Below are 24,102 nucleotides of genomic sequence, written 5' to 3'. Positions count from 1 at the left end.
AGGAAAGCGCTCGGCGTTCTGCCGCAGCCGCTGCTGAGTCTGGGCGTAGTAGTCCCCAACGGGCTACTGATGCTCTGCCCAATGTGAGCACTCATGGCGTGCCACTCAGGTGTTCTTCGGAAGCAGCGGTTCGAGCTTGTCAGCCAGGCTTTCGACCAGCTTGCAGGCCTTGTCGGTATCGGAGGAGAAGGTCACGCCGACCGTGGCACGCGACTTCGGCTTCACCTCGATGCTGACTTCGCACTGCCCAGTGGAGCCGAGCGGCTCGGCTTCCTCGACCGCGGCCCTGGAGCCCACCGTTCCCGCGCTTGCCTGACTGGGATTCTGAATATTCGCCTTGTAACTCTGGCCATCGCGGAGCGACAGGCTGATGTCGACGCCCTCGACATCGCCCTGCGTCTTCTTGGTGACCCGGCAACTGTGCTGCGCGTCCGCGATTGTCGGAACTGCGGGGGCGAACCCCCGTCCGGTCACCACCTGGTCCAAGGTTGTGCAGGGAGGCAGGTTCTTGAGGGGGTTCGACACGTCGGACGGTGAGGTGGCTGACGCGGACGATGCCTGCGCTGTGCCGCCGACGTTGGCAGTGCACGCGGTCAGCACTGTGCTGGCCAGTGCGGCCGCGGCCAAGACCTTGAAGTGGTTCGGGTCCATCAGTCAGGTTCCTTGTTCCGCGTCGTGAACGAACCGTTGTCCTGGTCAGTTGTCCTTGGGGAGCAGCGACTCGACGGACTCCGCGGCTTGCCTGGCGAAATCGCAGGCTTGGTCGGTGGTGCCGGTGGAGAGCGTGCCCGACACGATCGCCCGCGACTTCGGCTTGACCTCCATGCGCACCGCGCATCCACCGGTCGCGCCCAGCAGACCGCGCTCAAGTATGGCCCTTCGGGCGTGAACGGTGCCTGTCTTGGTGGCGCTGGGGTCGGTGATGGCTTGTTCGATGGTTTGCCCGTCTTGGAGAACCAGGCCGGCCGAGCCGGCTTGCGGCTTCGTCGTCGTGCACGCGTGCTCGGGGTCGGCCGTATCCGGGGCCGAGGGGAGAAACCCCTGCCCGGCCACGGCTTTGTCCAGAGTTTTACAAGGGCTCATCCCCGCCAGGGGTGTATCGGTTTGATTAGCCGAACTGCTTGAGACTGCGGACGACGTCGCCGGGTTGGGAGTACCCCCCACTGAGCTGTCGCAGGCGGCGAGCGTGCAGGTGATGGCGCCAAGGAAGGCGAGGGTCACCAAGCTGTGGGTCACGCCTCGCACGCTATGGGTGAAGCGGGCGACGGAAAGGGGACACCGCGCCTCATCGCAGCCCCTCCTCAATCGTCTCCAACAACCACCTTCGCAGGTGAGACCCGTCAGACGGAGTGAACCGCAGCCGTACATCCCCGTCCGGCAAGGTGTCCATGAACGTCAGGTACCGCCCGCCGTCCGTGTCGACGAAGGTGGTGGTGCCGGCCGGCCGGAGGCTGCCCTGGCCGTGGCGCAGCGAGAGCTCCACCGTGCCGTGCCGGTGCAGGGGCCAGCTCGAGTAAGGCGCCAGCGCGTCGCGGTCGCGGCGGGACGGGCCGGGGGCGTCGGTCGTGAAGTCGCGGTCGGAGTTGTCCGGGAGGTCCGATCGGCGGCGGGTGGGGGCGTTGTGCTGCGTGATCGTCGCCGGGGCGACCGGCAGGGGGTCGTACGGCGGGAACATGCTCAGCACCGTCTCCACCAGTCGCTCGGGGCGGACCTGCAGGAAACGGATGCCGTCGGGCAGCGCCTCCGAGAAGACGCCCAGGCCGTCGCCCGCGCAGGCGCGGTACAGCACCGTTCCGCCCGCCAGCTCGGCCGCGCGGACGATGATCAGGACCTCCGGGCGCGTCCAGGTCCGCAGCGTGGCCGCGACCTCGTGGTCCAGCTTGTCCGCGTCGGCCAGGCCGCGGGCGCGCATGGCGTCCCAGGCGGCGTTCGACAGGCGCTCGTGCTCGTCGAGCGTGTAGCCCGCGCTGCGGACCTCGAAGGGGTGCCACGAAGCGGGCAGCCCCGTGCGCCGCACCGCGACGTCGACCTCGGTCCAGCCCAGGGAGAATTCCTCCGGCACGTCACTGATCCCCTCGTGAACGACGAACCCGGGACCGAGGGTAGCGGAACCGGCGCCCCCGCCCGCTGGTCGTGCGGCCCGCGGCTTCCTAGACTCGGCACGTCGACGAAGACCCGCCACCGGAGGCACCCATGCCCGACGCGCCCGCTCTGCCCAGTTACGCCTCCGGGACCTCCGAAGTCCCGCTCCTCGGCGACACCATCGGCGACAACTTCGACCGCACCGTCGCCGCCTTCGGTGACCGCGACGCGCTCGTGGACCGCGCGGCCGGCCTGCGCTGGACGTACCGGGAGCTGGCCGACGACGTCAACACGCTCGCCCACGGACTGGCCGCCACCGGCATCGGCAAGGGCGACCGCGTCGGCATCTGGTCGCCGAACCGCGCGGAGTGGACGCTGCTGCAGTACGCGACCGCCAAGGTCGGCGCCATCCTGGTCAACATCAACCCCGCCTACCGCTCGCACGAGCTGGAGTACGTGCTGAAGCAGGCGGGCGTCCGGATGCTGGTCGCCGCCGAGGTGTTCAAGACCTCCGACTACGCCGGCATGATCGAGCAGGTCCGCCCGAGCTGCCCGGACCTGGAGCACGTTGTGCTGCTCGGCACGGACTCCTGGACCGCGCTGACGGACGCCGGCCGCGGCGGCGACCCGGCCCGGCTGGCGAAGCTGCAGGCCGCGCTCTCGGCCGACGACCCGATCAACATCCAGTACACGTCCGGCACCACCGGCTTCCCCAAGGGCGCCACCCTCAGCCACCACAACATCCTCAACAACGGCTACTTCGTCGGCGAGCTGGTCGGCTACACCGAGCAGGACAAGGTGTGCATCCCGGTGCCCTTCTACCACTGCTTCGGCATGGTGATGGGCAACCTCGCGTGCACCAGCCACGGCTCGTGCATGGTGATCCCGGCGCCGGCGTTCGAGCCGAAGGCGACGCTCGAAGCGGTCGCCGCCGAGCGGTGCACCTCGCTCTACGGCGTGCCCACGATGTTCATCGCCGAGCTGAACGACCCGGACTTCGCCCAGCACGACCTGTCCTCCCTGCGCACCGGCATCATGGCCGGCTCGCCCTGCCCGGTCGAGGTGATGAAGCAGGTCATCGACCGGATGGGCATGACGGAGGTGTCCATCTGCTACGGCATGACCGAGACGTCCCCGGTGTCCACGCAGACCCGGGCGGACGACTCGGTGGAGCGCCGCGTGTCCACCGTCGGCCGCGTCGGGCCGCACCTGGAGTCCAAAGTGGTCGATCCCGACACCGGCCTGACGCTGCCCCGCGGCGAGCCCGGCGAGCTCTGCACGCGCGGCTACTCGGTGATGCTCGGCTACTGGGAGCAGCCCGGGAAGACGGCCGAGGCCATCGACGCCGCGCGCTGGATGCACACCGGCGACCTCGCCGTGATGGACGACGAGGGCTACCTCAACATCACCGGCCGCATCAAGGACATGGTCATCCGCGGCGGTGAGAACGTGTACCCGCGCGAGATCGAGGAGTTCCTCTACACCCACCCGGACGTGCTCGACGCGCAGGTGATCGGCGTCCCGGACCAGAAGTACGGCGAGGAGCTGATGGCCTGGATCCGCGTGCGCGAGGGCGCCGAGGCGCTCACCGAGGAGTCCGTGCGCGAGTTCTGCGCCGGCAAGCTCGCGCGCTACAAGATCCCGCGCTACGTCCACGTCGTGGACGAGTTCCCGATGACGGTGACGGGCAAGGTGCGCAAGGTCGAGATGCGCGAGCGGTCCGTCACCCTGCTCGGCCTGGAAGCGGCCGCGGCGCAGAAGCACGCCTGACCGTTCGGGCCATCTCGGACGCTGACGGCCCCCTCCGCTGTTCCCGGCGGACGGGGGCCGTTCCGCGTCGTCAGGAAGTGGCGGCCGCGGCGGCCTCCGCCAGCGCCTTCTCGTCCTCCTCGCCGAAGGTGTCCTCGAGGCGTTCCGGCGAGTAGTCCAGGTCGATCTGCTCGACGGGGGTGCCGCGGGCCGACTCGATGGCGCCCAGCCGACGCTGCGCGCGGTCGGCGGCGTACGTGATCAGCTCCTGCGGGTCGTTGTCGAACGGGGACTCGTCGAACTGGTCGTTCACCCACTGGATCATGTCGAGCGCGTGCGGCAGCAGCTCGCCCATGCGCTGCTGGACGGCGTCCCACATCGAGTCGTCCGCGGCGACGTGGCGGCGGCAGGTGAAGGTGCCCCACGCCATGTGCCGGCGCTCGTCGTCGCCGATGCGGCGGACCAGTTCCTGCATGCCGGGCAGGATCTGGTGCTGCGTGCAGATCAGCTGCCACGAGTAGTAGCCCGTGAGCGCCAGGCTGCCCTCGATCACATGGTTGTACGTGACACTCGCGCGGATCTGGTTGAGGGGACTGGGATCGTCCTCGAGCGCGCGCAGCGACTGCGGAAGCTCCTCGTAGAACAGCTTGCGGTAGTGCGGGTTCTCCGCGACGTACGGGTGCAGGTCGGCGTTCAGGCCCACGGCGTCCATCCAGCGCCGGAACACCTCGACGTGCTTGGCCTCTTCGAAGCAGAACTGCGTGAGGTACATCTCGTCGCCGAACCGGCCGGTGGCCGACATCGCCCGCATGAACGGCTGGATGTCCTCGGTGACGGCCTCCTCGCCCGCGATGAACTGGGCCACGAGGTAGGTGGTGGACCGGCGCTGCTGTTCGGTCAGGCTCTCCCAGCCCTCGCGCTCCCGGCTGAAGTCGAGGTCGGCCGGGTTCCAGAACTTCTTGTTGCCCTTGACGAACAGGCGCAACGGGAACGAGTCCCAGTTGAGCCCGCCCTCGCGCAGCGAGGAGAACCCCGTGCGGAGCTCGGGCAGTGTGTCGGTCATGACTGGCCCCTTCGTGTCACTCCGTTGTGGACGAATCGGTGGTGCGGACGAATCGGTCGACGGCGGGGGCCAGCACCGCGAGCACGGCGTCGGCGGCCTCCACCGCGGAATGGGTGGGCAGCACCAGGTGGCTGAGCGAGAGGCGCACGACAGTCTCCGCCAGCAGCGCGGCGGCTTCGGGGGACAGCGCGGGCTCGAGTTCGAGGTACTGCTCGGCGGCCAGGTCGGCCGCGGCGGTGAGGATCGGCTCGCCCCGGCTGGTCAGCAGGGGCAGCAGGTCTTCCGCCGCCTCGGTGCCGAGCGCGGCGGCGACCAGACGGTTCTCGCGGGCGTGCTCGATGGTGTAGACGACGGCGAAGTGGATGCCGTCCAGCAGGTCGCCGGCGTCGGCGAAGCGCTGCCGGATGCCGTCGAGGAATTCCGACGTCGTGCGCAGCGCGACAGCCTGCGTGAGCGCCGCCTTGTTGCCGAACTCGTTGTAGACGGTCTGCCTGCTCACACCCGCGCGCGCCGCGACGTCGGCCATGCGCAGCGCCGCGTGGCCGCGGTCGGGGAGCAGGTCCGCGGCCGCGTCGAGCAGCGCTTCGCGCAGCGACGCCTTGGTGCGCTCGGTGAAGCTGGTCACATTTCCAGCTTGACATAGAACGTCCACGTGTCAAGAACCTTTACCGCTCACGATCGGCTGTACAGCGGTGGTGAAAACCTGTCGGTGGGTCCGGCTACCGTGGCGGGCGTGGGCATCACCGTGGGGTTCGACCTCGACATGACACTGATCGATCCGCGGCCGGGCATGGTCGCGGCGATGAACGCGCTCGGCGCGGAGTCCGGCCTGCCGCTGGACGGCGAGAGCTTCGCCGCCAACCTCGGCCCGCCGCTCGACGACGCCCTGCGCGGTTTCGAGGCGCCGGAGGAGCGGATCCCGGGGCTGGTCGACCGGTTCCGCGCGCTGTACCCGGAGATGGTCGTGCCGATCACCGTCGCGCTGCCGGGCGCCGCGGCGGCGCTTCGGGCGGTGCGGGCCGCGGGCGGGCGCACGCTGGTCGTCACGGGCAAGTACGGACCCAACGCGCAGCTGCACGTCGACGCGCTGGGCCTCGAAGTCGACGACCTCGTGGGCGAGCTGTGGTCCACGCAGAAGGCGGACGCCCTGCTGGCCCACGGCGCGCAAGCCTACGTCGGCGACCACCTCGGCGACGTCCGCGGCGCGCTGGCCGCCGGCGCGATCGCGGTGTCGGTCACCACCGGGCCGTGCACGCGGGAGGAGCTGGCCGCGGAGGGCGCGGCGGTGGTGTTCGAATCACTGGAGGAGTTCCCGGACTGGTTCGCCCGGACGTTCGCCGGGACCGTCGCTTAGCCGGGGCTGCCGGAGGGGTGCGGGGCCGACCGGCGGGCGCGGGTCGACTGGCTCGGGCGACGGGCGCGGACCGTCGCGCCTGGCTGCCCGGCGTACGGGGCCGCCAAGGCACCGGGGCCGCCCGACACACGGGGCCGCCCGACACACTGGGCCGCCTGGCGCAGGTGTCACGCGGCCCGGTGTGCCGCTCGGCATGAGGTCTCCCGGCCCGCGCCGTGCCGGATCGGTGCCGGGCTTCGAGGCCTAGCTGTGTTTGCCGGCGCGGGCTTCGCGGACCAGGGCGATCAAGCCGAGCAGCAGGCCGAGCGGGGTGACCACCCCGGCGACCGCGCTCAGCCACACCGGCAGGTTCTCCAGGCCGGCGGCGAACATCACGAACACCGCCAGCACCGCGAGCATGCCGATGGCGAAGAGGCCGATGCCGATCCGCATCAGGATCGGTTTGCCGGTAGAGGCCACGGGGGTCTCCTTCGTTGCGCTGTCCATGGGGCTGAGCGTATCCGCCGTATCCGCTTCTCCCCAGAGCATGTGGCGAGATACGCTAGGCGGACGCGCGCCCTGGGTACGCCCGGGGCGCGTTCGTCGTGAGCAGGACAGCAGAAGGACTGGTGAGGGAAGTGCCGACCGGCAAGGTCAAGTGGTACGACGCGGAGAAGGGGTTCGGGTTCGTCACGCAGGACGGCGGAGCCGACGTCTACATCCGCAAGGCCGCGCTGCCGCAGGGCGTCGAGGGGCTGAAAGCCGGGCAGCGGCTGGAGTTCGGCGTCGCCGACGGCCGTCGTGGGCCGCAGGCGCTCTCCGTCCGGCTGCTGGACCCGCCGCCTTCCGTCGCGGAGGCGCGCCGCCGTCCCGCGGAGGAGCTGCACGGGCTCATCGAGGACATGATCAAGCTGCTCGAGTTGAAGGTGCAGCCGGACCTGCGGCGCAACCGCTACCCGGATCGCAAGCACACCAAGCAGATCGGCGAGATCATGCGGGCGGTCGCCCGGGACATCGATCCCTGATCAGCCTCGTGAGTGTTTATGACGGTTCTAACCGTCATGAACACTCACGAGTCCTGCGCGTGCTCAGGAGGGGCGCACCTGCAGTGACCAGAGCGCGGTCGTGATCGGCTCCGCGTCGTTCGGGTCGCCGGTGCGGCTGATGACCGTGGCCTGCGCGATCTCGACCACCACGATCTGGTCGTCCTTGGCCGGGGGCGTCACCGTGTACGCGTAGCGGTCGCGGGAGGTGATGATGTCCTCCTTCAACGGCTGGGGCTCGCCCTTGCCGTTGACGTACTGCGCGGTGATCTTCCACGGCGTTTCGGCGACCTCCTTGGGCACCGAGATCTGGACCGAACGGCCCGGCCGCACCTTCAGCGTGCCCGCCGCGCCCGGGTCGGCCGCGCAGACGCCGGTGGTGATGTCGCAGTTGCCGATCGGGCCGACGCGGATCGTGTGCCCGTCGGCGTAGAAGGTCACCTCGGCCGGTCCGGGCGCGGAGCAGCCGGCCACGGCGAGACCACCGGCCGCGAGCACGGCCACCACACGGGAACGTCGCATGATCCGAAGGCTACCGGCGCGTCCCCGGCACACCCTGCGCGGGGAAGCTGCCCGTCGGCTCGGGGCGCAGCGGCCGGTCGCCGCCGAGACCCGGGATCAGGGAGCCGCCGCGGCGCACCAGGTACGTCTGCGCCAGCCCGATCGCCAGCAGCACGGTGACCACCAGGAAGCCGATCCAGTACGTCGGGGGCAGCAGCAGCCCGACCGCGCCGCCGAAGCACCACGCCAGCTGCAGCACGGTCTCCGACCGGCCGAACGCCGACGCGCGTGACTGCTCCGGCAGGTCCTCCTGGATCACGGCGTCGAGGCTGATCTTCGCCAGCGCGCTCGCCGTCGAGCCGATCAGGCCGACGACGGCCGCCGTCGCGAGCCCGGGCAGCAGCGTCGCCAGGAGCGTGGTGACGACACAGGCCGCCACGCAGAGCACGACCACCTGGTCCGGTGAGCCGAAGTGCAGGCGCGAGCCCAGCGCGTTGCCGATGAAGCCACCGGCTCCGGCGGCGGCGCCGATGATGCCGAGCAGCAGCAGCTGCATGAACGGGCTGTGCCCGGTGCCCTCGGTCTGCTCCTTGACCGCGAACGCGGCGAACATCATCAGGAAGCCGGTCAGCACGCGCACGGAACCGTTGGCCCACAAGGCGACCACGATGTGCCGGCCCATCGGCTGGCGTTGCTTGCGCGCCTTCGGCTCCGGCCGCGCGGACAGCGACGTGGGCACCTCGCCCTCGGTCACCTCGACCCACGACGGGATCCGCATCGACTGCACGGCCGCGGCCACGCAGATCAGCGCGGTGAACCACAGCGCGCCCGAAGCGCCCCAGACGCCGTTGAAACCGCTGGCCAGCGCGCCGAACACACCGGCGGCGACCAGGCCGAACACGGTGATCCGGGCGTTCGTCTTCGACAGCGTGATCTCCGGCGGCACCACCCGCGGCGTGATCGCGGCCTTGAGCACGGTGAACGACTTGGACAGCACCATCATGCCGAGCGCGGCGGGGTAGAGCAGCCAGTCGTCGAAGTGCAGCGCCATCACCACGGCCATCAGGCCCTGGCCGATCGACGCCACGCACATGGCGAGCCGGCGGCCGTGCTGGATCTTGTCCAGCGCCGGCCCGATCACGGGTGCCACGAGCGCGAACGGCGCGATGGTGATCAGCAGGTAGAGCGCCACCTTGCCCTTGCTCTCGCCGCTGGTGGCGGCGAAGAAGAGCGTGTTCGCCAGCGCGATGGCCATCGCCGCGTCGCTGGCGTAGTTCAGCATCACCGCGTACATCAGCGACGTCAGGCCGGACTTGTCCGCGCCGTCGGCCTTGGTGGCGCGCTGAAACATGCCGATGGCCTGCCCGCTCAGCTGACGGCTGCGCAGCGCGGCGACCCGCGTGACGGTCAGCTTCTTCGGCAGCTTCGGGATCGAGCCCGCGCCGGGGACAGCCGTGGTGCGCAGGTCTTCTTCGCGGTCGGCGTCCGGGTCGACGCGGGGCTCTCCCGCGTAACCGCCGGTGTCGTAGTGCTCGTACTCGCCGCTGCCGGGGCGGTCGGCGTAGTAGCCGCGCGGACGCACGGGCTCGGTGCGGTGGTCCTGCGGCGGGAACGGCCGCGCTCCCCGCTGGGGTGGCGGCGGACGGCGGCCACCGGGGACGGAGCCGGCGTCGGCGGGGTGGTGCGCCGCGTCGTCGTAGAACCGGCTGCCGCGCGGCGGGCTCGGCGGGAAGGGCTCCGGTCGCGCTCGCGGGCCATCACCTGCGGAAGGCTGTACGCGCGGAGCGTCCGGCGAGACGTGCTCGGTGCGCGCGTGGGGGCTGTCGGCGGCGAAGGGCGCCGGCCGGGGCGCGTCGGCTGGGATGTGCTGGGGACGGGCCCGGGGCGGGTCCGCGGGGATGGGCTCCGGTCGCGCTCGCGGCGCGTCCCCGGCGGAGGGCCGGGGGCGGGGGGCGTCCGGCGGGAGGTGCTCGGTGCGCGGGACGGGCTCGGGCCGCACGCGCGGCGGCTCGACCGGGTACTCGACCCTCGTGGCCTGCATCTTCGGGGCCGGCTGGTCCGGCGGCGGGGACTCCCGCCAGGAGCGGGCCTGCGCGGCGCCGGGCTCCGGCGTCCACCGGCGCTTGGACCCCCGGCCGCGTCCCTTGCCCGGCCGGCCGGAGCGCGTGCCGTCGGGTTCGGAGCGGGAACCGAAGAGTGCCACCTGTCAATCCTGCCTCATCCGGGCGACGTTCCGCCCGATCACGTGCCTTTTCGTGCTGATTCGGGGACGAACCTCACCCGGAACATCGTCGGCCACAGCTTCCCCGTGACCAGGAATTCGTCGGTGCCGGGGATCGCGGCGATGCCGTTGAGCACGTCCTCTCCGGGGGTGACCGGGGTGCGCAGGCCGCCGGCGTCGATGCTGCCGGTGACGTGGCCGGTCTTCGCGTCGATGCGGAGGATGGTGCCGGTTTTCCACACGTTCGCGTACACCGTGTCACCGACGCACTCGAGTTCGTTGAGCTGGTCCACCCCGACGTCGACACTACCGGTGACCGCAAACGTCTGCGGATCACGGAAAGTGAGCGACGACGACCCGTTGCTCATCACCAGCCGCCCGTCGGGCTGGTGGCACAGGCCCCAGCCCTCGCCCTCGAACGGCACCCGGCGCAGCTCGGCGAGGGTCTTCGAGTCGCGCTCGATGGCGAAGCCGTCCTGCCAGGTCAGCTGCCACAGCTTCGGCCCGAGCACGGTGACGCCCTCGCCGAACAGCGGCGACGGCAGCGCCACGCGGGTGGACGGCGCCTGCCCGGCCGGGCCCGCGGTGAGCGCCGACTGCCCGTCGAGGCCGCGGCTCTCGTACAGCGTGGTGCCGGAGAACTCGAGCCCTTCGGTGAACGCGGACGTGTCGTGGGGCAGCGTCTGCACCACCTGGACGGTCAGTTGTTCCGGCGCGGCCGGCTCCGCCTGGGTGCCCGCGCAGCCGCCGACGAGGGCGACGGCCAGCACCGGCCAGATGATCGGGTTTCGCACTAGAACAGCCTGGCACGGGCGGCGCGGATGCGTGCGGCACAATTGGGGGCATGACGCTGCTGTTGACCCTGGACGACGGCTCGATCCACCGCAAACTCGCCGACGCCGCCGACGTGGCGCGCGCCGCCGTGCTGGCGGACGCCCCGGCTGACCAGGTCGGCGAGCACGCCGGCGTCGAACGGGAGGACGCCGTCTCGGCGAGTCACCTGTTCGAGGCGTCGGTGCCCGGCTACCTCGGCTGGCACTGGTCGGTGACGGTCGCGCTGGCCGGCCCCGACGAACCGGTCACGGTCAGCGAGCTCGCGCTCGTCCCCGGCCCGGACGCGCTGGTCGCGCCGACGTGGGTGCCGTGGGAGCGGCGGGTCCGCGCGGGCGACCTCGGCGTCGGCGACATCTTCCCGGTCGACAAGGACGACGCGCGCCTGGTGCCGGCGTACCTGCAGTCCGACGACCCGGCCGTCGAGGAGGTCGCGCACGAGGCCGGCCTCGGCCGCGTCCACGTGCTGTCGCGCTTCGGCCGGCAGGACGCCGCGACCCGCTGGCACGACGGCGAGTTCGGCCCGCGCTCGGACATGGCCCGCAGCGCTCCCGGAACCTGCGGCGCGTGCGGTTTCTTCGTGCCGCTCGCGGGCTCCCTGCGCGGCTCGTTCGGCGCCTGCACCAACGACATCTCCCCGGCCGACGGCCACATCGTCGACGTCGAGTACGGCTGCGGCGCGCACTCCGAGGTGGAGGTCGAGATCACCTCCTCGATCCCGGTCGCGGAACTCGTGTACGACGACTCGCTGCTGGACTTCGCTTCGGCCCCGGTTGCTGCTTCGGCTGCTTCGGACACGGCGGAGGCGCCGGCCGAGACGGTCGCTGAGGCCGAGGAAGCGGTGGCGACGGAGACGGTCACCGCCGAGACGGTCGAGCCGGAAGCCGCCGCGGCTGTTGCCGTGGAGGAGGTCGTCGAGGAGAAGGCTGTCGCGGAGGCAGCGCCTGTTGTCGCAGAGGCAGAGCCTGCTGCGGCGGAGCCTGTTGTCGCGGAGGATGCTGCTGTCGCGGAGCCCGTTGCCCTGGAGCCCGTTGTCTCCGAGGACGCTGCTTCGGAAGAGGCCGCGTCGGACGTTGCCGCGGAGCCGATCGCCGAGGCCGTTGTCGAAAGCACCGAGGTTGCCGCCGAGAGCACCGAGACCGGCAACGCCGCGGACAGCAGCGTCGAGAGTTCCGAAAACGCCGGTGACGAGCGCGGCTGACCGGGATCCGTTCGGGACCGAGCGGCTGCGCGCGGCGATGCTGCGCGCGTGGCAGGACTCCCCGACACGGTTCACCGAGGACACCAACGCCGAGCGGGACCTGCGGGTCGGCGCGTATCGGGATCGGCTGTTCGTCGAGCTGGCGCAGAACGCGGCCGACGCGGCGTTCGCGGCGAAGACGCCCGGGCGCGTTCGAGTGTCCGTTGTGGACGGTGAGCTGCGGGTGGCGAACACCGGCGCGCCGCTGGACACGCGGGGCGTCGAGTCGCTGGCTTCGTTGCGGGCGTCGGCCAAGGAGCAGCAGGACACGGTCGGACGGTTCGGCGTCGGGTTCGCCGCGGTGCTGACCGTGACGGACGAGCCGCGCGTCGTTTCCACCACCGGCGGGGTCGCGTTCTCCGCCGGGCGCACCCGCCAGGAAGCGCAGCGGGACGGCGAAGTCCCGGTGCTGCGCCTGCTCTGGCCGACCGACGAGCAGCCGCCCGCCGGGTACGACAGCGAGGTCCGGCTGCCGCTGCGCGAACCCGAATCGAGCAAAGCCCTGCTCGACGGTCTCGCCGCCGAGATCCCGGACCTGCTGCTGGCGTTGCCGTGGCTCGCCGAGGCCGACGTCGACGGCCAGGTCTGGACACGCAGCGGTGACCAGCTCGTCGAGATCCGCGGCCCGGGCGGGGACCGTCGCTGGCTGACGCACGAGGGCTGGGCCGTCCCGGTCGACTCCGACGGCGTGCCGCTGCCGCTGGAGGAGGACGTCCTCCACGCCCCGACCCCCACCGACGACGAGCTTTCGCTGCCCGCGCGCATCATCGCGCCGGTGCCCGTCGAGCCGTCGCGGCGACGCGTGCTGCCCGGCGCGGCTCTCACCGCGGCGCTGGAAGCGGCCGCGAAGGACTACGTCGGCCTCGTCCGTGCGATCCCGGCGGAGCACCGCTTCGCGCTCGTTCCCGCGGCTGGGTTCCCTCGCTCTACAGTGGACGCGCAGTTGCGTGACCTGGTCTTTGCCGTGCTGGCACAGGAACCCTGGCTGTCCACTCAGGACGGCGCGGAGATCAGCGGACGGCAGGCGCGGGTCCTCGACGTGGACGTGCCCGGGCTGCCGCCGCTGCTGGCGGACCTCGTGCCCGGCCTGGTGCCCGCCCCGCCGGGCGCGGCCCGTGTGCTCAAGCCGGTCTCCGCCCAGCCGCTCACCGTCGAGGACGTGCTGGAGCTGCTGACCGGGATCAGCCGTGAACCCGAGTGGTGGCACCGGCTTTACGCGGCGCTCGCCGTCGCGGTCGACACGCACGACGTCTCGCCGGCGCAGCTCGACGGCCTGCCCGTCCCGCTCTCCGACGGCCGCACGCTGCCCGGCGCCCGCGGCGCGCTGCTCGTGGACGGCTCAAACGAGCTGCTCGCGTTGCTGTCCGATGTGGACGTACCCGGTCTTCGCCTGGTGCACCCCACTGCCGCGCACGCGTTGCTGGAACGCCTGGGCGCCAAGCACGCCGACGCCCATCAGCTGCTCGAAGCCGACCAGGTGCGGTACGCCGTGGAGCGCAGCGTCGAGGACGTCCGGTCCGGTTTGGACGGAATGAACCTCGCCGGTGCGGTGCTCCGGCTGATCGCCGAGTGCGGCGACCAGGCGCCGGAGTGGGCCGGCTCGCTCGCGCTGCCCGCGGAGGACGGCTGGCGGCGCGCCGACGAACTGGTGCTCCCCGAATCGCCGCTGCTGGACGTTTTCGACCCGGAGGTGTTCGAACCCGACGGTGCGATGTCCGTCCTCGACGACGAGTTCGCCGAGGACTGGCCGCAGGCCACGCTGGTCACCACCGGCGTGCTGGACTCGTTCGCCGTGGTCCGCGACGAGGAGCCGCACGAGCCCGACCACGGCCTGCCCGACGAGGAGTCCTGGTGGGACTCGCTGGAACGGCCGCCGCTGACCGTCGCGGCGATCCGCGACCTCGACCTCGTCGCCGACGACGCGTGGCCCGCCGCGCTCCGGCTGCTGGCGGCCCGTCCCGAGACCTGGCAGGCGTTGCACACGCCCGACGGGCACGCCCGCTGGTGGCTCGCCCGCTACGCCCTGCTGGCCGGCGAAGCGCCGGGATCGTGGCGGCTGGCCCAGGCTGCCGAGCTGGCCGGGCTGTACGACGTGGTGCCCGATCTCGGCCTGAGTGAAGACCTTTTGCTCGCCGCGGGGGTCCGAACCGGACTGGGTCTGTCCACTGTGGAGGACGCGGCCGACCTGCTCGACCGGCTGGGCGACGACGGCCGCACGCTGTCGCCGGGCCTGGCTGCCCGGGCGCATCGCGCACTCGTGGAGTCCGATGTGGACGTCGAGGAGCTGGGTGCGCCCATCCGGGTTCGCGTCGCCGACGGCTCAGTGGCCGAGGCCGAGCACGCCGTGGTCCTCGACGTGCCCTGGCCCGCCGCGGCGCTGGACGCCGCCCGGATCGTCGCAGCGCCGGAGGAGCCCGAGCGCCTCGCCGAGCTGCTCGACCTGCCGCTGGCCAGCAGCCTGACCGCCGAGGTCACCAGTGCCGGCGAGTACGTCCCGTGGGCCGACCTGCCCGCGCTGCGGCTGGTCGCCGACCAGCTCGGCCTGGTGCTGCCGGACGGCGGCCCGCTGCTGCACGACCCGCTGACCGTCACACTGGACGGCGCTGACCACGACGTTCCATGGTGGACGGACGGGCGGCTGCACGCGGCGGACACGTCGGAGGGGCTGGCGCGGGCGTTCGCCTGGGCCACCGGGCACTGGGCGGAGCGCTACCGCATCACCGCGCTGCTCGACGACCCGTCGCCCCGCACGCTGCTGAACTGAACGACTCGTGAGTGTTTATGACGGTTAGAACCGTCATAAACACTCACGAGCCCTTAGAGGCGCTGCGCCGACTTCGACCCGCGCTTGGCGGCCGCGCGCTGCCAGAAGATGATGCCGAAGCCGATGAAGCCGAGCACGATCCCCGCGAACGCGGTCCACACCCACACGCCCTGGGCCACGAAGAAGAGGACCACCAGCGCGACGACCCACGCCGAGGTGCCCACGATCACCACCGGGGTCAGGTCGGTCAGCCGCTTGGGCAGGTCCGGCGTATGCCGCAACGAGCCCGTAACCTCCGGGGAATTGATCGGTTCATCCACATGGTGAAGGGTACCCCCGGGGCCCCGCCCGCGAAGCTTCTCCCGCGGCGGCGGGCCGGACGCACAGCACAGAGATAGGCAGGCGGATGTCGGAGCAGTCGCAGCGGGCGGAAGAGCGCGAAGTGTCCAAACTGGACCGGTTCTTCAAGATCAGCGAGCGTGGTTCGAGCGCGGGCCGGGAGATCCGGGGCGGCGTCGTCACGTTCGTGACCATGGCCTACATCGTGGTGCTGAACCCGCTGATCATCGGCAGCTTCTCCGCCACCACCCCGTCCGCGCACAAGGACGTGCTCGGCAACATCCTGCCGGTGCCGCAGGTCGCGGCCGTCACGGCGCTGGTCGCGGGCGTGCTGACGATCCTGATGGGCCTGGTCGCGAACTACCCGTTCGCCATCGCCACCGGCCTCGGCATCAACAGCCTGCTCGCCGTCACCATCGCGCCGCAGATGACCTGGCCCGAGGCCATGGGGCTGGTGGTGATCGAGGGCGTGATCATCGTGCTGCTCGTGCTCACCGGCTTCCGGACGGCGGTGTTCCGCGCGGTGCCGCCGGCGCTGAAGTCGGCGATCGCGGTGGGCATCGGCCTGTTCATCTGCCTGATCGGCCTGGTCGACGCCGGGTTCGTGCGCCGCCTGCCGGACGACGCGCACACCACCGTCCCGGTGGGGCTCGGCATCAACGGCTCCATCGCGTCGTGGCCGACGGCCGTGTTCGTGGTCGGCCTGCTGCTCACCGCCATCCTCGTGGCCAAGAAGGTGAAGGGCGCGATCCTGATCGGCGTGCTCACTTCGACGGTGCTGGCGATCGTCGTCGAGGCGATCGTGAAGGCCGGGCCGTCGAACGGCACCGATCCGAAGGGCTGGAACCTCGGCTACCCGGCGCTGCCCGACCAGGTGATCGGCCTGCCGAACCTGTCGCTGGTCGGTGACGTCTCGTTCGGCGCCTGGAGCCGGCTGCCGATCATCACCGTGGTGCTGCTCGTGTTCACGCTGGTGCTCGCCGACTTCTTCGACGCCATGGGCACGATGACCGGGCTGGGCAAGGAAGCCGGCCTGATCGGCAAGGACGGGCAGCTGCCGAACGTCGGCAAGGCGCTGTTCGTCGAGGGCCTCGCGGGCGCGGCCGGCGGCTTCGGCTCGGCCAGCTCGAACACGGTGTTCGTGGAGTCCGCGTCGGGCATCGCGGAGGGCGCGCGCACGGGCCTGTCGAACGTCGTGACCGGCGTGCTGTTCCTCGCCGCGATGTTCCTGACGCCGCTCTACCAGGTGGTGCCGGTGGAGGCCGCCGCGCCGGCGCTGGTGGTCGTGGGCGCGCTGATGATGACCCAGGTCAAGGAAATCGACTTCACCGACTTCTCGATCGCGCTGCCGGCGTTCCTGACGATTGTGGTCATGCCGTTCACCTACTCGATCGCCAACGGCATCGGCGCCGGTTTCGTGAGCTACGTCGTGATCCGCGCGGCGACGGGCAAGGCCCGCCAGGTCCACCCGCTGATGTGGATCATCGCGGTGGCCTTCGTCGCGTACTTCGCCGTCGGGCCGATCCAGTCCGTGTTCAACTGACGGTGATCACTCGTGGTGGCGGGGTTCACCCTGGGGCGTCAGTTTCGTAAGGTATGCTAACTATATGTCCGGCGACATGCATGAGCGCTCCCTCGCGAGCCGCCTGCGTCTCGCGGTGGTCCGGCTCAACCGCCGGCTCCGGGCACAGCGCGTGGGCGAAGACGTCACGCTGACGCAGGTCGCCGCGCTGTCCACCCTGTACAAGTGCGGTGCGCTGACCCCCGGCCAGCTCGCCGCGAAGGAAGGCGTCCAGCCGCCCTCGATGACGAGGGTGATCGCCGCGCTCGAGGAGATGGGGTTCGTCGAGCGGCGCCCGCACCCGACCGATGGCAGGCAGGCCATCGTCGAGCTGTCCGAAGACGGGCTCGCGTATGTGCGGAAAGCCATCTCGGTGCGGGAGGCGTGGCTGGACCGGCAATTGGCCGAACTCGGCGAGGAAGAGCTGGAAGTGCTCTCCCGCGCCGCTGAGATCATCGACAGGATGGCGGGGAACTAACACCGGTGACCACCACGGGTAGCGAAACAGAGAGCACGGCCGATAACACTGCTACCCGGGGAACGGCACCAGAGCCGTCGAGCCCGCCCACATCCGCTCCACCCGGCGAGACCGGTCCAGACCACGCCGGGGCGCCGAAGCTGCCAGCGGGTGCTGGGGCGCCGCAAGCGGAATCGTCGCAAGCCGGGCGCTCGCAAGCTGGGCCTTCGCAAGCTGGGTCGTCGGAAGCCGGCCTTTCGCAAGCCGGTCCTTCGAAAACGGAGCCCGCGGCCAAAAAGAGCGGCATGTTCGCGTCGCTGGGGGTGCGCAACTACCGGCTGTTCTTCAGCGGCCAGGTGATCTCGAACATCGGCACCTGGATGCAGCGCATCGCGCAGGACTGGCTGGTGTTCACCCTCAGCGGCAACAACCCGCTCGCGCTCGGCATCGCGGTCGCGCTGCAGTTCACCCCGACGGTGCTGCTCTCGCTGTGGGCCGGCGTGCTCGCCGACCGCGTCGACAAGCGGCGGATGCTGATCGTCATCCAGGTCGTGAACACCGCGCTGGCCGCGTCACTCGGCCTGCTCGACCTGACCGGGGTGGTCGCGCTCTGGCACGTCTACCTGCTGTGCGTGCTGCTCGGCGTGACCTCCGCGATCGAGGTGCCGACCCGGCAGTCGTTCGTCGCCGAGATGGTGGGCCGCAGCCAGATCACCAACGCCGTCGCGCTGAACTCCTCGATCTTCAACATGGCGCGCATCGTGGGCCCGGCGATCGCCGGCTTCGCGATCACCTGGGTGGGCACCGGCTGGCTGTTCATCGCGAACGCGGTGAGCACGGTCGCCGTGGTCGCCGGGCTGGCGCTGATGAACCCGGCCAAGCTGTTCCGCGGCCCGGTGATCCCGCGCGCCAAGGGCCAGCTGCTGGAGGGCCTGCGCTACGTGCGGCACCGCTCCGACCTGGTGACGGTGATGGTGCTGATGTTCTTCGTCAGCACGTTCGGCATCACCTACTTCACCTCGTTGCCGATCGTGGCGGCGAACGTCTTCCACACGCAGGCCGACGGCTACGGGCTGTTGTCCACGCTGGTCGCGGTGGGGACTTTCACGGGCGCGCTGGCGTCCGCGCGGCGCGGGATCAAGAGCCGGCCGCGGGTGCGGCTGATGCTGATCTCCGGCGCGCTGCTGGGCCTGTTCGAGTTCATCACGGCGTTCATGCCGTCGTACCTGGCGTTCGGCCTTGGCCTGATCCCGCTCGGCTTCGCCACGATCACCTTCCTGAACACCGCGAACGCGCTGGTGCAGACGTCGGTCTCGCCGGAGATGCGCGGCCGCGTGATGGGCATCTACGTCCTGGTCCTGATCGGCGGCAACCCCATCGGCGGCCCCATGACGGGCTGGATGGCCGACGCCTTCGGCGGCCGCTCGCCGTTCTACATCGGCGGCGCGGTCTCCCTGCTGGCCGCCGTGGTGTGCGCGCTGGTGCTCATCCGCCGCGGCGGCGTGAGCCTGCCGGTCCGCCGCTTCGGCAACGGGCTGCGGGTGCTGAAACGCGAACGCGTCTGACCCTTTACCCGGCACGATCCCTCGCCGGTTCCTGTGGTTGGGGAAGTGGTGGGGGATCGGCTAAGCTGGTGAATGCGGCGGTTACTAAACCGGCGAAGTGAACCCGGCAGCCTTCCGGACGGTGGGTGGGCCGGGTTTCGCATGTACTGGGTCAGACGACTCGGATGTCGGTCACCAGTTCCCGGACCCGTTTCTTCCACTGCCCGCCTCGCTGCCAGCACCAGGCGATGGCGTCCGGAACGACCAGGAGTAGTTCTTCGTGGGCCCGGAAGTGCCGGTACTCCAGCGCTTCTTGACAGCCATGGGTCCGGACGGCTCGGTACAACGTCCTGCGATCGACATCGAGGATCGATTCGTCGGTCTCCAGAACCAGCATCCGAGGTAGCCGCCCTCCTTGCTCTCGTCGACGAACACGTGCGAGGTCATCGGAGGATTCTCCCGAACGACCCTGACGCCCGATTCGTCACTCGAACGAGTGAGACCCGCGTCTCCGGCACGACGGGGTTGCGGATCTTGCTGAGGTTAGGCTAACCTCATACACGTCCGCTTCGTGGTGGGAGCGGCAGTCAGTTCGGGAACGGACGGAGCCCCACACCCGGGAACCCCGGGGGTGGGGCTCCGTTCATTACGGGGCAGCTCACCAGAACACCGCTCTTCAACGGGCTTCTCAAGTCCGGTTCATGGTCGGGTCAGGGGCCGGCGCCGTCAAGGGGTGTTCACCCGGGTGCAGCGGCAGCCGCGCCAGCGACAGGCCGAAGTACACGCGGTACGCCATCCGCACGGCGGACTCCGAGGGCAGCAGCACCTCGTGGCGCCCGCCGTCCACGGTTTCGATCAGGCGGTCGCCCGAGAGGGTCACGCGGCCCTGCGAGGTGGGGCGCGAGCAGGTCAGGTTCTGGGTGAAGTGCGAGGACGGCGACGTCGAGTGCCACCACGCCATCGGGACGAAGTCGGCCAACTGCCGGGGGCGGCGTTCCAGCCGGTACACCGGTTTCCCGTCGCACAGCACGTCGATGTCGCCGTGTGGGGCGTCCAGGATGAGGAACTGGCCGTCCGCGTCGTCCTGCGGCGCGACGGCCGAGAGGCGCAGCGGTGCCCGGCTGAAGCTGCCGAAGCCGACGTCCACCAGCCACGGCTCGTCCAGTTCCACGACGATCGCGGCGTGGTTCAGCGGCGGGCCGGGAGTGCCGTCGGCGTGGAAGAGCTGGGCGCCGCGCAGGGTGGCGTCGAAGCCGAGTTCGCGCAGCAGCGCCGCGAAGAGGCCGTTCAGCTCGTAGCAGAAGCCACCGCGACGGCGGCGCACGATCTTGTCGAACAGCGCGTCCTCGGTGAGCTCGATCGGCTCACCCAGGTGCACGCTCAGGTTCTCGAACGGCACCCGTTCGAGGTGGCGCGCTTGCAGCACCCGCAGGGCGGCCAGATCCGCGGCCACGGGCAGGGCGAGATCCAGGCGGGCGAGGTAGGCGTCGACGTCCATGCCCCCACTCTCACACCTCGAGTGCACTCTAGGTCAAGCGAAAACCGGGGTCCTCCCACTGAAGGGAGGACCCCGGTTCGCGCCAGGTGGGAAAACTCAGCCGAGCAGCAGGCCGTTGCCGCCGGCGACGGCGTTGTCGAAGCGCTTGCTGATCTCGGCCCAGTTGAAGATGTTCCACAGGGCCTCGACGTACTTCGGCTTCACGTTCTTGTAGTCCAGGTAGAACGCGTGCTCCCAGACGTCGACCAGCAGGATCGGCACGGTCGGCAGGATCAGGTTGTTGTGGTGGTCCCGCAGCTGCTGGGTGATCAGCGTCTTGCCGATCGGGTCCCAGGACAGGGCGCCCCAGCCGTTGCCCTGGATCGTGGTGGCGACCGCGGTGAACTGGGCCTTGAACTTGTCGAAGGACCCGAACGCCTCGTCGATCGCGGCGGCCAGCTCGCCGGTCGGCTTGTCGCCGCCTTCGGGCGAGAGGATCTTCCACCAGACGACGTGGTTCGCGTGGCCGGCCAAGTGGAACGCGAGCGTGGTCGACAGGCCGACGATGTCACCGAAGTTGCCGGCGTCGCGGGCTTCGGCGATCTTGTCCAGCGTGTCGTTCGCGCCCTTGACGTAGGTCGCGTGGTGCTTGCTGTGGTGCAGCTCGTTGATCTCGCCCGAGATGTGCGGCGCGAGCGCGCTGTAGTCGTAGTCGAGATCGGGCAGCTCGTACCGGGCCATTGGCCCTCCTTCTGTCTTCGACACAAGTTTCTAGTACCGAACCTAGTAGCACACCCGCCTCCCCGGCGAGCGGGGGCGGTGTCGTCACCACAGGATGGGACCACTGGTTCGTCAGGGGCCTACCCGGGGGCAACCCCTGCGAAACCGAGCCTTGTACCTCGACCAAACTAGAGGTCAACCGGCTGTGACCGGGCTCATCGGCAGGCGCGTCAGGCGACCCGGTAACGGTCGAGGTCCCGGGCCAGCTCCTCGAAGACGGCGACGTTGCACTCGAACGCCGTTGCTGTCTCGTTGATCACCCGCGCGCGCTCGTCTTCGCCCCACGGCGCGGTGTCGAGCTTCGCGCGGTAGCGGTCGCGGAACGCGGGCGCGCTGCCGATCGCGTCGAAGTGGTAGAAGGTCGTGCCCGCTTCGTCGAGGCCGAACTTCTTCTCCAGCAGCCGCCGGATGATCTGGCCGCCGGCGATGTCGCCGAGGTAGCGCGTGTAGTGGTGCGCGACGTAGCCGCCTGCCCACGAAGCCGCTTCGCCGATGCGCGCCGCGTACGCCTCCGTGCTCGCGAGCGGGCGGATCTCGGTCCGCCAGCCCGGGCCGACGAGGTGGGCGAGGTCGAGCTCCAGCGAGGGCACCCGGCGCAGCTCGTCGAACACGAACTCGCCGCCGACGGCGTCGCCGGCCATCTTGTCGCTGGCCCGCTCGATCGCCTGGTAGATGAAGTAGTACTGGACCGCCAGCTGGGTGTATCCGGCCAGCGACAGCTCGCCGCCCAGCAGCGCGTTCATGTACTCGGAGTGGTTGGCCCGATCGTGCAGCACCCTGGTCGAGGCCCGCAGCGCCGCGGAGAACGGCCGGGTGTCGAGGTCCGTGGTCACTGACATGAAGACGCCTCCAGTGATCGATCTGACAGCCTGTCAGAAAGAGCCTAGGGCACGAAGACGGCTTAGGCTACCCTAAATTGGCCGCGAATCCGGAACTTCGCTCGTCCCCAGCGCCCGCAGGACGAAGCCGACGGCGGCCTCGATCGCGCCGTCCAGCTGGCCGGCGGGCACGTCGATCACCTGGCGGCTGCCCAGTGCGGCGGTCACCATCGGGACGACCACGTCCACATCCTGGGCCGGCCAGCACCCGGCGTCGACGCCCGCGAGCAGCACGGTGCGCAGCTGCCCGGTGATCGGGTCGGCGTGCGCGCTGATCCGCCGGTACGCCGAGGGCGCGAGCGCCGACTCCAGCGCGCCGCCGGGCGGCAGGTGGTATTCGGCGAGCACCCGCAGCTGCAGCCGGACGAACGTGGCGAGCTGGAGGACCGGGTCGGTCTGCGCCTCGACGGCTTCGCGCAGCCGCGTGACGTACCGCGCGGCCTCGTCCTCCACGAAGGCGACGAGCAGGCTTTCCTTGTCCGGGAAGTGGTTGTACAGCGCGGTGCGGCCGAGCCCGGCCTCCGCCGCGATGCCGGACAGGGTGATCGCGTCGAAGCCGCGCTCGTAGAGCTGCGCGCGCAGCACGTCGAACACCCGGGCGCGGACCTCGCGCCGGTGCGCCTCGATCGAGCCGCCGAGCACCTTCGGCATCCGTCTCACCCCCGGTCAGTGTCACCACTGTAAGGGAAAGGGACAGCCCCGCTCAGTCGGTGAGCGGCCAGGTGTGCACGGGCTCGCCGGTCGCGGACAGCTCCAGGTAGCGGCCCAGCATCCGGTTCAGCGCCGTCTCACGGTCGTCGCCGCGGTCCTGCGCGCGCTGCACGTAATCACGCTGCCAGGTCGAGCCGCTGCGCCGCGCCAGGCACCGGCGTTCGATGATGCCGAGGTACTTCACCCGCGCTTCGTCGGAGACGTCGGAGCGGCGCAGGCCCTCGTGCGCCAGCGGCAGCAGCACGCGCAACGCCAGCTCGTCCGGCGGGATCCAGCCGATGCCCGGCCAGTACAGCTGCGCGTCGAAGCTCTTGCGCGCGCCCGCGTACAGGTTTTCTTCCGCGGCCTGGAACGACATCTGCGTCCACACCGGCCGCTCCTGCTCGGCGAGCGCCCGCTGCGCGCCGTAGAAGAACGCCGCATTGGCAACGATGTCAACGACGGTCGGCCCGGCGGGCAGCACTCGGTTTTCGACCCTGAGGTGGGGCAGGCCGTCGACGACGTCGTACACCGGACGGTTCCAGCGCCAGATGGTGCCGTTGTGCATCCGCAGCTCGGTGAGCTTCGGCGCCTGGCCCGCCTCCAGCGCTTCGATCGGGTCCTCGACGTCGGTCTCCGGCAGCAGCCCGGGGAAGTAGCGGACGTTTTCCTCGAACAGATCGAAGATCGACGTGATCCACCGCTCGCCGAACCACACGCGCGGGCGCACGCCCTGGTTCTTCAGCTCCTCCGGCCGGGTGTCGGTGGCCTGCTGGAACAGCGGGATGCGCGTCTCGTGCCAGAGCGCCTTGCCGAGCAGGAACGGCGAATTCGCGGCGAGCGCGATCTGCACGCCGGCCAGGCACTGGGCGGCGTTCCAGTGCGCCGCGAATTCCTCCGGGGCCACCTGGAGGTGCAGCTGGACCGAGGTGCACGCGGCTTCCGGAAGAATGGATTCCGCGTAGCTTCGCAGCCTTTCCGGCTGCGCGCCCGGAAGTGCCGCGCCCTCCATGGAAAGCGCGATCCGCTCGCCGCGCGCGGCGAAGATCTGGTCGTTGAGTGACGAGTAACGCGTTTTGTTGGTGAGCCATTTTTGATCGAAGTGCTCTTGGCGCAGGGTGGGCAGGATCCCGATCATGGCCAGCGTCGAGCCGGTGTCCGTGGCCTTCGCCGCCGCTTTGCCCAGGTATGCGTGAAGGTCATCTTCCAGTTGCAGAGCCGAATCCCCGGCCAGCGGGCGCGGCGGCACGTTCAGCTCGAGGTTGTGCTGGCCCAGCTCGGTGGTGAACGACGGGTCGTCGAGCGCCTCCAGCACGGCGGTGTTCGTCATCGACGGGCGCAGCCGGCCGTCGACCAGGTTCAGCTCCACTTCGAGCCCGATGTTCTTGCGGGGGAAGGAAAAACTTCCATCCGTGAGCATGCGGGCCAACGTGTCGAGACAACGCTGGACCTTACGGCGATACCGTCCGCGGTCGAGTTGCTCGGACGGTTCGGCCGAGAGATCCGTACCCATGTGTGCCGTGCTCCTTGGCTGCGATCCGCAGGTGTC

General features: G+C 70.4%; 24 protein-coding genes. 8 read left to right on the top strand and 16 right to left on the bottom strand.

Features of this window, described 5'->3' with window-relative positions:
- Positions 1-105 precede the first annotated feature (105 nt).
- From OG943_RS32155 to OG943_RS32145, 3 genes are read right to left on the bottom strand one after another with little or no spacing between them, the layout of a single operon-like run.
- A complete protein-coding gene (locus tag OG943_RS32155; RefSeq protein ID WP_328604669.1) occupies positions 106-651 on the bottom strand; it encodes a DUF3558 family protein in 546 nt (181 codons plus the stop codon).
- A gap of 45 nt (positions 652-696) precedes the next feature.
- Positions 697-1,236, bottom strand: coding sequence for a hypothetical protein (locus tag OG943_RS32150; protein WP_328604668.1), 540 nt, complete (start codon positions 1,234-1,236; stop codon positions 697-699).
- 49 nt (positions 1,237-1,285) lie between these two features.
- The gene (locus OG943_RS32145) at positions 1,286-2,062 is read right to left on the bottom strand and encodes an ESX secretion-associated protein EspG (RefSeq protein ID WP_328604667.1); all 777 of its coding nucleotides are present in this window, start codon (positions 2,060-2,062) and stop codon (positions 1,286-1,288) included.
- Positions 2,063-2,193: 131 nt separating this feature from the next.
- Here OG943_RS32145 and OG943_RS32140 point away from each other — a divergent pair, with 131 nt between their 5' ends.
- The gene (locus OG943_RS32140; protein ID WP_328604666.1) at positions 2,194-3,852 is read left to right on the top strand and encodes an AMP-binding protein; all 1,659 of its coding nucleotides are present in this window, start codon (positions 2,194-2,196) and stop codon (positions 3,850-3,852) included.
- A 70-nt stretch (positions 3,853-3,922) separates the two neighbouring features.
- Here the strand turns inward: OG943_RS32140 and OG943_RS32135 are convergent, their stop codons facing one another.
- Both OG943_RS32135 and OG943_RS32130 read right to left on the bottom strand, forming a co-directional pair.
- Positions 3,923-4,894: a R2-like ligand-binding oxidase gene (locus tag OG943_RS32135; RefSeq protein ID WP_328604665.1), complete on the bottom strand. Its 972-nt coding sequence runs from the start codon at positions 4,892-4,894 to the stop codon at positions 3,923-3,925.
- A 16-nt stretch (positions 4,895-4,910) separates the two neighbouring features.
- Positions 4,911-5,519 (bottom strand): TetR family transcriptional regulator, encoded by a 609-nt coding sequence (locus OG943_RS32130; RefSeq protein WP_328604664.1) that lies wholly within the window; start codon positions 5,517-5,519, stop codon positions 4,911-4,913.
- A gap of 108 nt (positions 5,520-5,627) precedes the next feature.
- On the opposite strand from OG943_RS32130, the gene OG943_RS32125 reads away from it, so the two are divergent.
- Positions 5,628-6,248 (top strand): HAD family hydrolase, encoded by a 621-nt coding sequence (locus OG943_RS32125; RefSeq protein WP_328604663.1) that lies wholly within the window; start codon positions 5,628-5,630, stop codon positions 6,246-6,248.
- A 243-nt stretch (positions 6,249-6,491) separates the two neighbouring features.
- Here OG943_RS32125 and OG943_RS32120 read toward each other — a convergent pair whose 3' ends face one another.
- Positions 6,492-6,734, bottom strand: coding sequence for a hypothetical protein (locus OG943_RS32120; RefSeq protein ID WP_328604662.1), 243 nt, complete (start codon positions 6,732-6,734; stop codon positions 6,492-6,494).
- Positions 6,735-6,865: 131 nt separating this feature from the next.
- On the opposite strand from OG943_RS32120, the gene OG943_RS32115 reads away from it, so the two are divergent.
- Complete coding sequence (locus OG943_RS32115; RefSeq protein WP_091617330.1) at positions 6,866-7,252, top strand: cold-shock protein; 387 nt, start codon at positions 6,866-6,868, stop codon at positions 7,250-7,252.
- 63 nt (positions 7,253-7,315) lie between these two features.
- Here the strand turns inward: OG943_RS32115 and OG943_RS32110 are convergent, their stop codons facing one another.
- Genes OG943_RS32110 through OG943_RS32100 form a run of 3 tightly spaced genes read right to left on the bottom strand, consistent with a single transcriptional unit; the run spans position 7,316 to position 10,786 of the window.
- The gene (locus tag OG943_RS32110; protein ID WP_328604661.1) at positions 7,316-7,792 is read right to left on the bottom strand and encodes a DUF2771 family protein; all 477 of its coding nucleotides are present in this window, start codon (positions 7,790-7,792) and stop codon (positions 7,316-7,318) included.
- Between the two features lie 10 nt (positions 7,793-7,802).
- Positions 7,803-9,974, bottom strand: coding sequence for an MFS transporter (locus OG943_RS32105; protein WP_328604660.1), 2,172 nt, complete (start codon positions 9,972-9,974; stop codon positions 7,803-7,805).
- A gap of 38 nt (positions 9,975-10,012) precedes the next feature.
- Positions 10,013-10,786: a glutaminyl-peptide cyclotransferase gene (locus OG943_RS32100; protein WP_328604659.1), complete on the bottom strand. Its 774-nt coding sequence runs from the start codon at positions 10,784-10,786 to the stop codon at positions 10,013-10,015.
- A gap of 50 nt (positions 10,787-10,836) precedes the next feature.
- Here OG943_RS32100 and OG943_RS32095 point away from each other — a divergent pair, with 50 nt between their 5' ends.
- Both OG943_RS32095 and OG943_RS32090 read left to right on the top strand, forming a co-directional pair.
- A complete protein-coding gene (locus OG943_RS32095) occupies positions 10,837-12,024 on the top strand; it encodes a DUF3027 domain-containing protein (protein ID WP_328604658.1) in 1,188 nt (395 codons plus the stop codon).
- Between the two features lie 37 nt (positions 12,025-12,061).
- Positions 12,062-14,827 (top strand): sacsin N-terminal ATP-binding-like domain-containing protein, encoded by a 2,766-nt coding sequence (locus tag OG943_RS32090; RefSeq protein WP_328612212.1) that lies wholly within the window; start codon positions 12,062-12,064, stop codon positions 14,825-14,827.
- A gap of 53 nt (positions 14,828-14,880) precedes the next feature.
- Here the strand turns inward: OG943_RS32090 and OG943_RS32085 are convergent, their stop codons facing one another.
- Positions 14,881-15,108 carry a DUF2530 domain-containing protein gene (locus OG943_RS32085; RefSeq protein ID WP_328612211.1) on the bottom strand — a complete coding sequence of 76 codons (228 nt, stop codon included), beginning with the start codon at positions 15,106-15,108 and terminating at the stop codon, positions 14,881-14,883.
- Positions 15,109-15,233: 125 nt separating this feature from the next.
- Here OG943_RS32085 and OG943_RS32080 point away from each other — a divergent pair, with 125 nt between their 5' ends.
- The 3 genes from OG943_RS32080 to OG943_RS32070 all read left to right on the top strand — a co-directional run bounded on the left by OG943_RS32080 (position 15,234) and on the right by OG943_RS32070 (position 18,749).
- Positions 15,234-16,709 carry an NCS2 family permease gene (locus OG943_RS32080; RefSeq protein WP_328604657.1) on the top strand — a complete coding sequence of 492 codons (1,476 nt, stop codon included), beginning with the start codon at positions 15,234-15,236 and terminating at the stop codon, positions 16,707-16,709.
- 64 nt (positions 16,710-16,773) lie between these two features.
- The gene (locus tag OG943_RS32075) at positions 16,774-17,205 is read left to right on the top strand and encodes a MarR family winged helix-turn-helix transcriptional regulator (RefSeq protein ID WP_328604656.1); all 432 of its coding nucleotides are present in this window, start codon (positions 16,774-16,776) and stop codon (positions 17,203-17,205) included.
- A gap of 284 nt (positions 17,206-17,489) precedes the next feature.
- The gene (locus tag OG943_RS32070) at positions 17,490-18,749 is read left to right on the top strand and encodes an MFS transporter (RefSeq protein ID WP_328604655.1); all 1,260 of its coding nucleotides are present in this window, start codon (positions 17,490-17,492) and stop codon (positions 18,747-18,749) included.
- Between the two features lie 151 nt (positions 18,750-18,900).
- On the opposite strand, the gene OG943_RS32065 is transcribed toward OG943_RS32070, so the two are convergent.
- From OG943_RS32065 to OG943_RS32040, 6 genes are all read right to left on the bottom strand, one after another.
- Positions 18,901-19,125 carry a hypothetical protein gene (locus OG943_RS32065; protein ID WP_328604654.1) on the bottom strand — a complete coding sequence of 75 codons (225 nt, stop codon included), beginning with the start codon at positions 19,123-19,125 and terminating at the stop codon, positions 18,901-18,903.
- A gap of 291 nt (positions 19,126-19,416) precedes the next feature.
- Positions 19,417-20,226, bottom strand: a complete 810-nt coding sequence (locus OG943_RS32060; RefSeq protein WP_328604653.1) for an arylamine N-acetyltransferase family protein — start codon at positions 20,224-20,226, stop codon at positions 19,417-19,419.
- Positions 20,227-20,322: 96 nt separating this feature from the next.
- Positions 20,323-20,946, bottom strand: coding sequence for a superoxide dismutase (locus OG943_RS32055; RefSeq protein ID WP_328604652.1), 624 nt, complete (start codon positions 20,944-20,946; stop codon positions 20,323-20,325).
- Positions 20,947-21,155: 209 nt separating this feature from the next.
- Positions 21,156-21,824, bottom strand: coding sequence for a biliverdin-producing heme oxygenase (locus OG943_RS32050; RefSeq protein WP_328604651.1), 669 nt, complete (start codon positions 21,822-21,824; stop codon positions 21,156-21,158).
- Between the two features lie 72 nt (positions 21,825-21,896).
- On the bottom strand, positions 21,897-22,514 hold the full coding sequence (locus tag OG943_RS32045; RefSeq protein ID WP_328604650.1) for a TetR/AcrR family transcriptional regulator: 618 nt from the start codon (positions 22,512-22,514) through the stop codon (positions 21,897-21,899).
- 52 nt (positions 22,515-22,566) lie between these two features.
- Complete coding sequence (locus OG943_RS32040) at positions 22,567-24,066, bottom strand: glutamate-cysteine ligase family protein (RefSeq protein WP_328604649.1); 1,500 nt, start codon at positions 24,064-24,066, stop codon at positions 22,567-22,569.
- Between the last annotated feature and the right edge of the window lie 36 nt (positions 24,067-24,102).

The organism is Amycolatopsis sp. NBC_00345, assembly GCF_036116635.1.
Lineage (GTDB): Bacteria > Actinomycetota > Actinomycetes > Mycobacteriales > Pseudonocardiaceae > Amycolatopsis.
The sequence above is the reverse complement of the archived record's forward strand: the minus strand, read 5'-3'. Positions and strand labels throughout refer to the sequence as shown.

Coding starts and splice junctions, on each gene's coding strand:
- OG943_RS32155 (WP_328604669.1), bottom strand. CDS start 651: ATGGACCCGAACCACTTCAAGGTCTTGGCCGCGGCCGCACTGGCCAGC.
- OG943_RS32140 (WP_328604666.1), top strand. CDS start 2,194: ATGCCCGACGCGCCCGCTCTGCCCAGTTACGCCTCCGGGACCTCCGAA.
- OG943_RS32135 (WP_328604665.1), bottom strand. CDS start 4,894: ATGACCGACACACTGCCCGAGCTCCGCACGGGGTTCTCCTCGCTGCGC.
- OG943_RS32120 (WP_328604662.1), bottom strand. CDS start 6,734: ATGGACAGCGCAACGAAGGAGACCCCCGTGGCCTCTACCGGCAAACCG.
- OG943_RS32110 (WP_328604661.1), bottom strand. CDS start 7,792: ATGCGACGTTCCCGTGTGGTGGCCGTGCTCGCGGCCGGTGGTCTCGCC.
- OG943_RS32095 (WP_328604658.1), top strand. CDS start 10,837: ATGACGCTGCTGTTGACCCTGGACGACGGCTCGATCCACCGCAAACTC.
- OG943_RS32090 (WP_328612212.1), top strand. CDS start 12,062: ATGCTGCGCGCGTGGCAGGACTCCCCGACACGGTTCACCGAGGACACC.
- OG943_RS32080 (WP_328604657.1), top strand. CDS start 15,234: ATGTCGGAGCAGTCGCAGCGGGCGGAAGAGCGCGAAGTGTCCAAACTG.
- OG943_RS32075 (WP_328604656.1), top strand. CDS start 16,774: ATGTCCGGCGACATGCATGAGCGCTCCCTCGCGAGCCGCCTGCGTCTC.
- OG943_RS32070 (WP_328604655.1), top strand. CDS start 17,490: ATGTTCGCGTCGCTGGGGGTGCGCAACTACCGGCTGTTCTTCAGCGGC.
- OG943_RS32065 (WP_328604654.1), bottom strand. CDS start 19,125: ATGCTGGTTCTGGAGACCGACGAATCGATCCTCGATGTCGATCGCAGG.
- OG943_RS32060 (WP_328604653.1), bottom strand. CDS start 20,226: ATGGACGTCGACGCCTACCTCGCCCGCCTGGATCTCGCCCTGCCCGTG.
- OG943_RS32055 (WP_328604652.1), bottom strand. CDS start 20,946: ATGGCCCGGTACGAGCTGCCCGATCTCGACTACGACTACAGCGCGCTC.
- OG943_RS32050 (WP_328604651.1), bottom strand. CDS start 21,824: ATGTCAGTGACCACGGACCTCGACACCCGGCCGTTCTCCGCGGCGCTG.
- OG943_RS32045 (WP_328604650.1), bottom strand. CDS start 22,514: ATGCCGAAGGTGCTCGGCGGCTCGATCGAGGCGCACCGGCGCGAGGTC.
- OG943_RS32040 (WP_328604649.1), bottom strand. CDS start 24,066: ATGGGTACGGATCTCTCGGCCGAACCGTCCGAGCAACTCGACCGCGGA.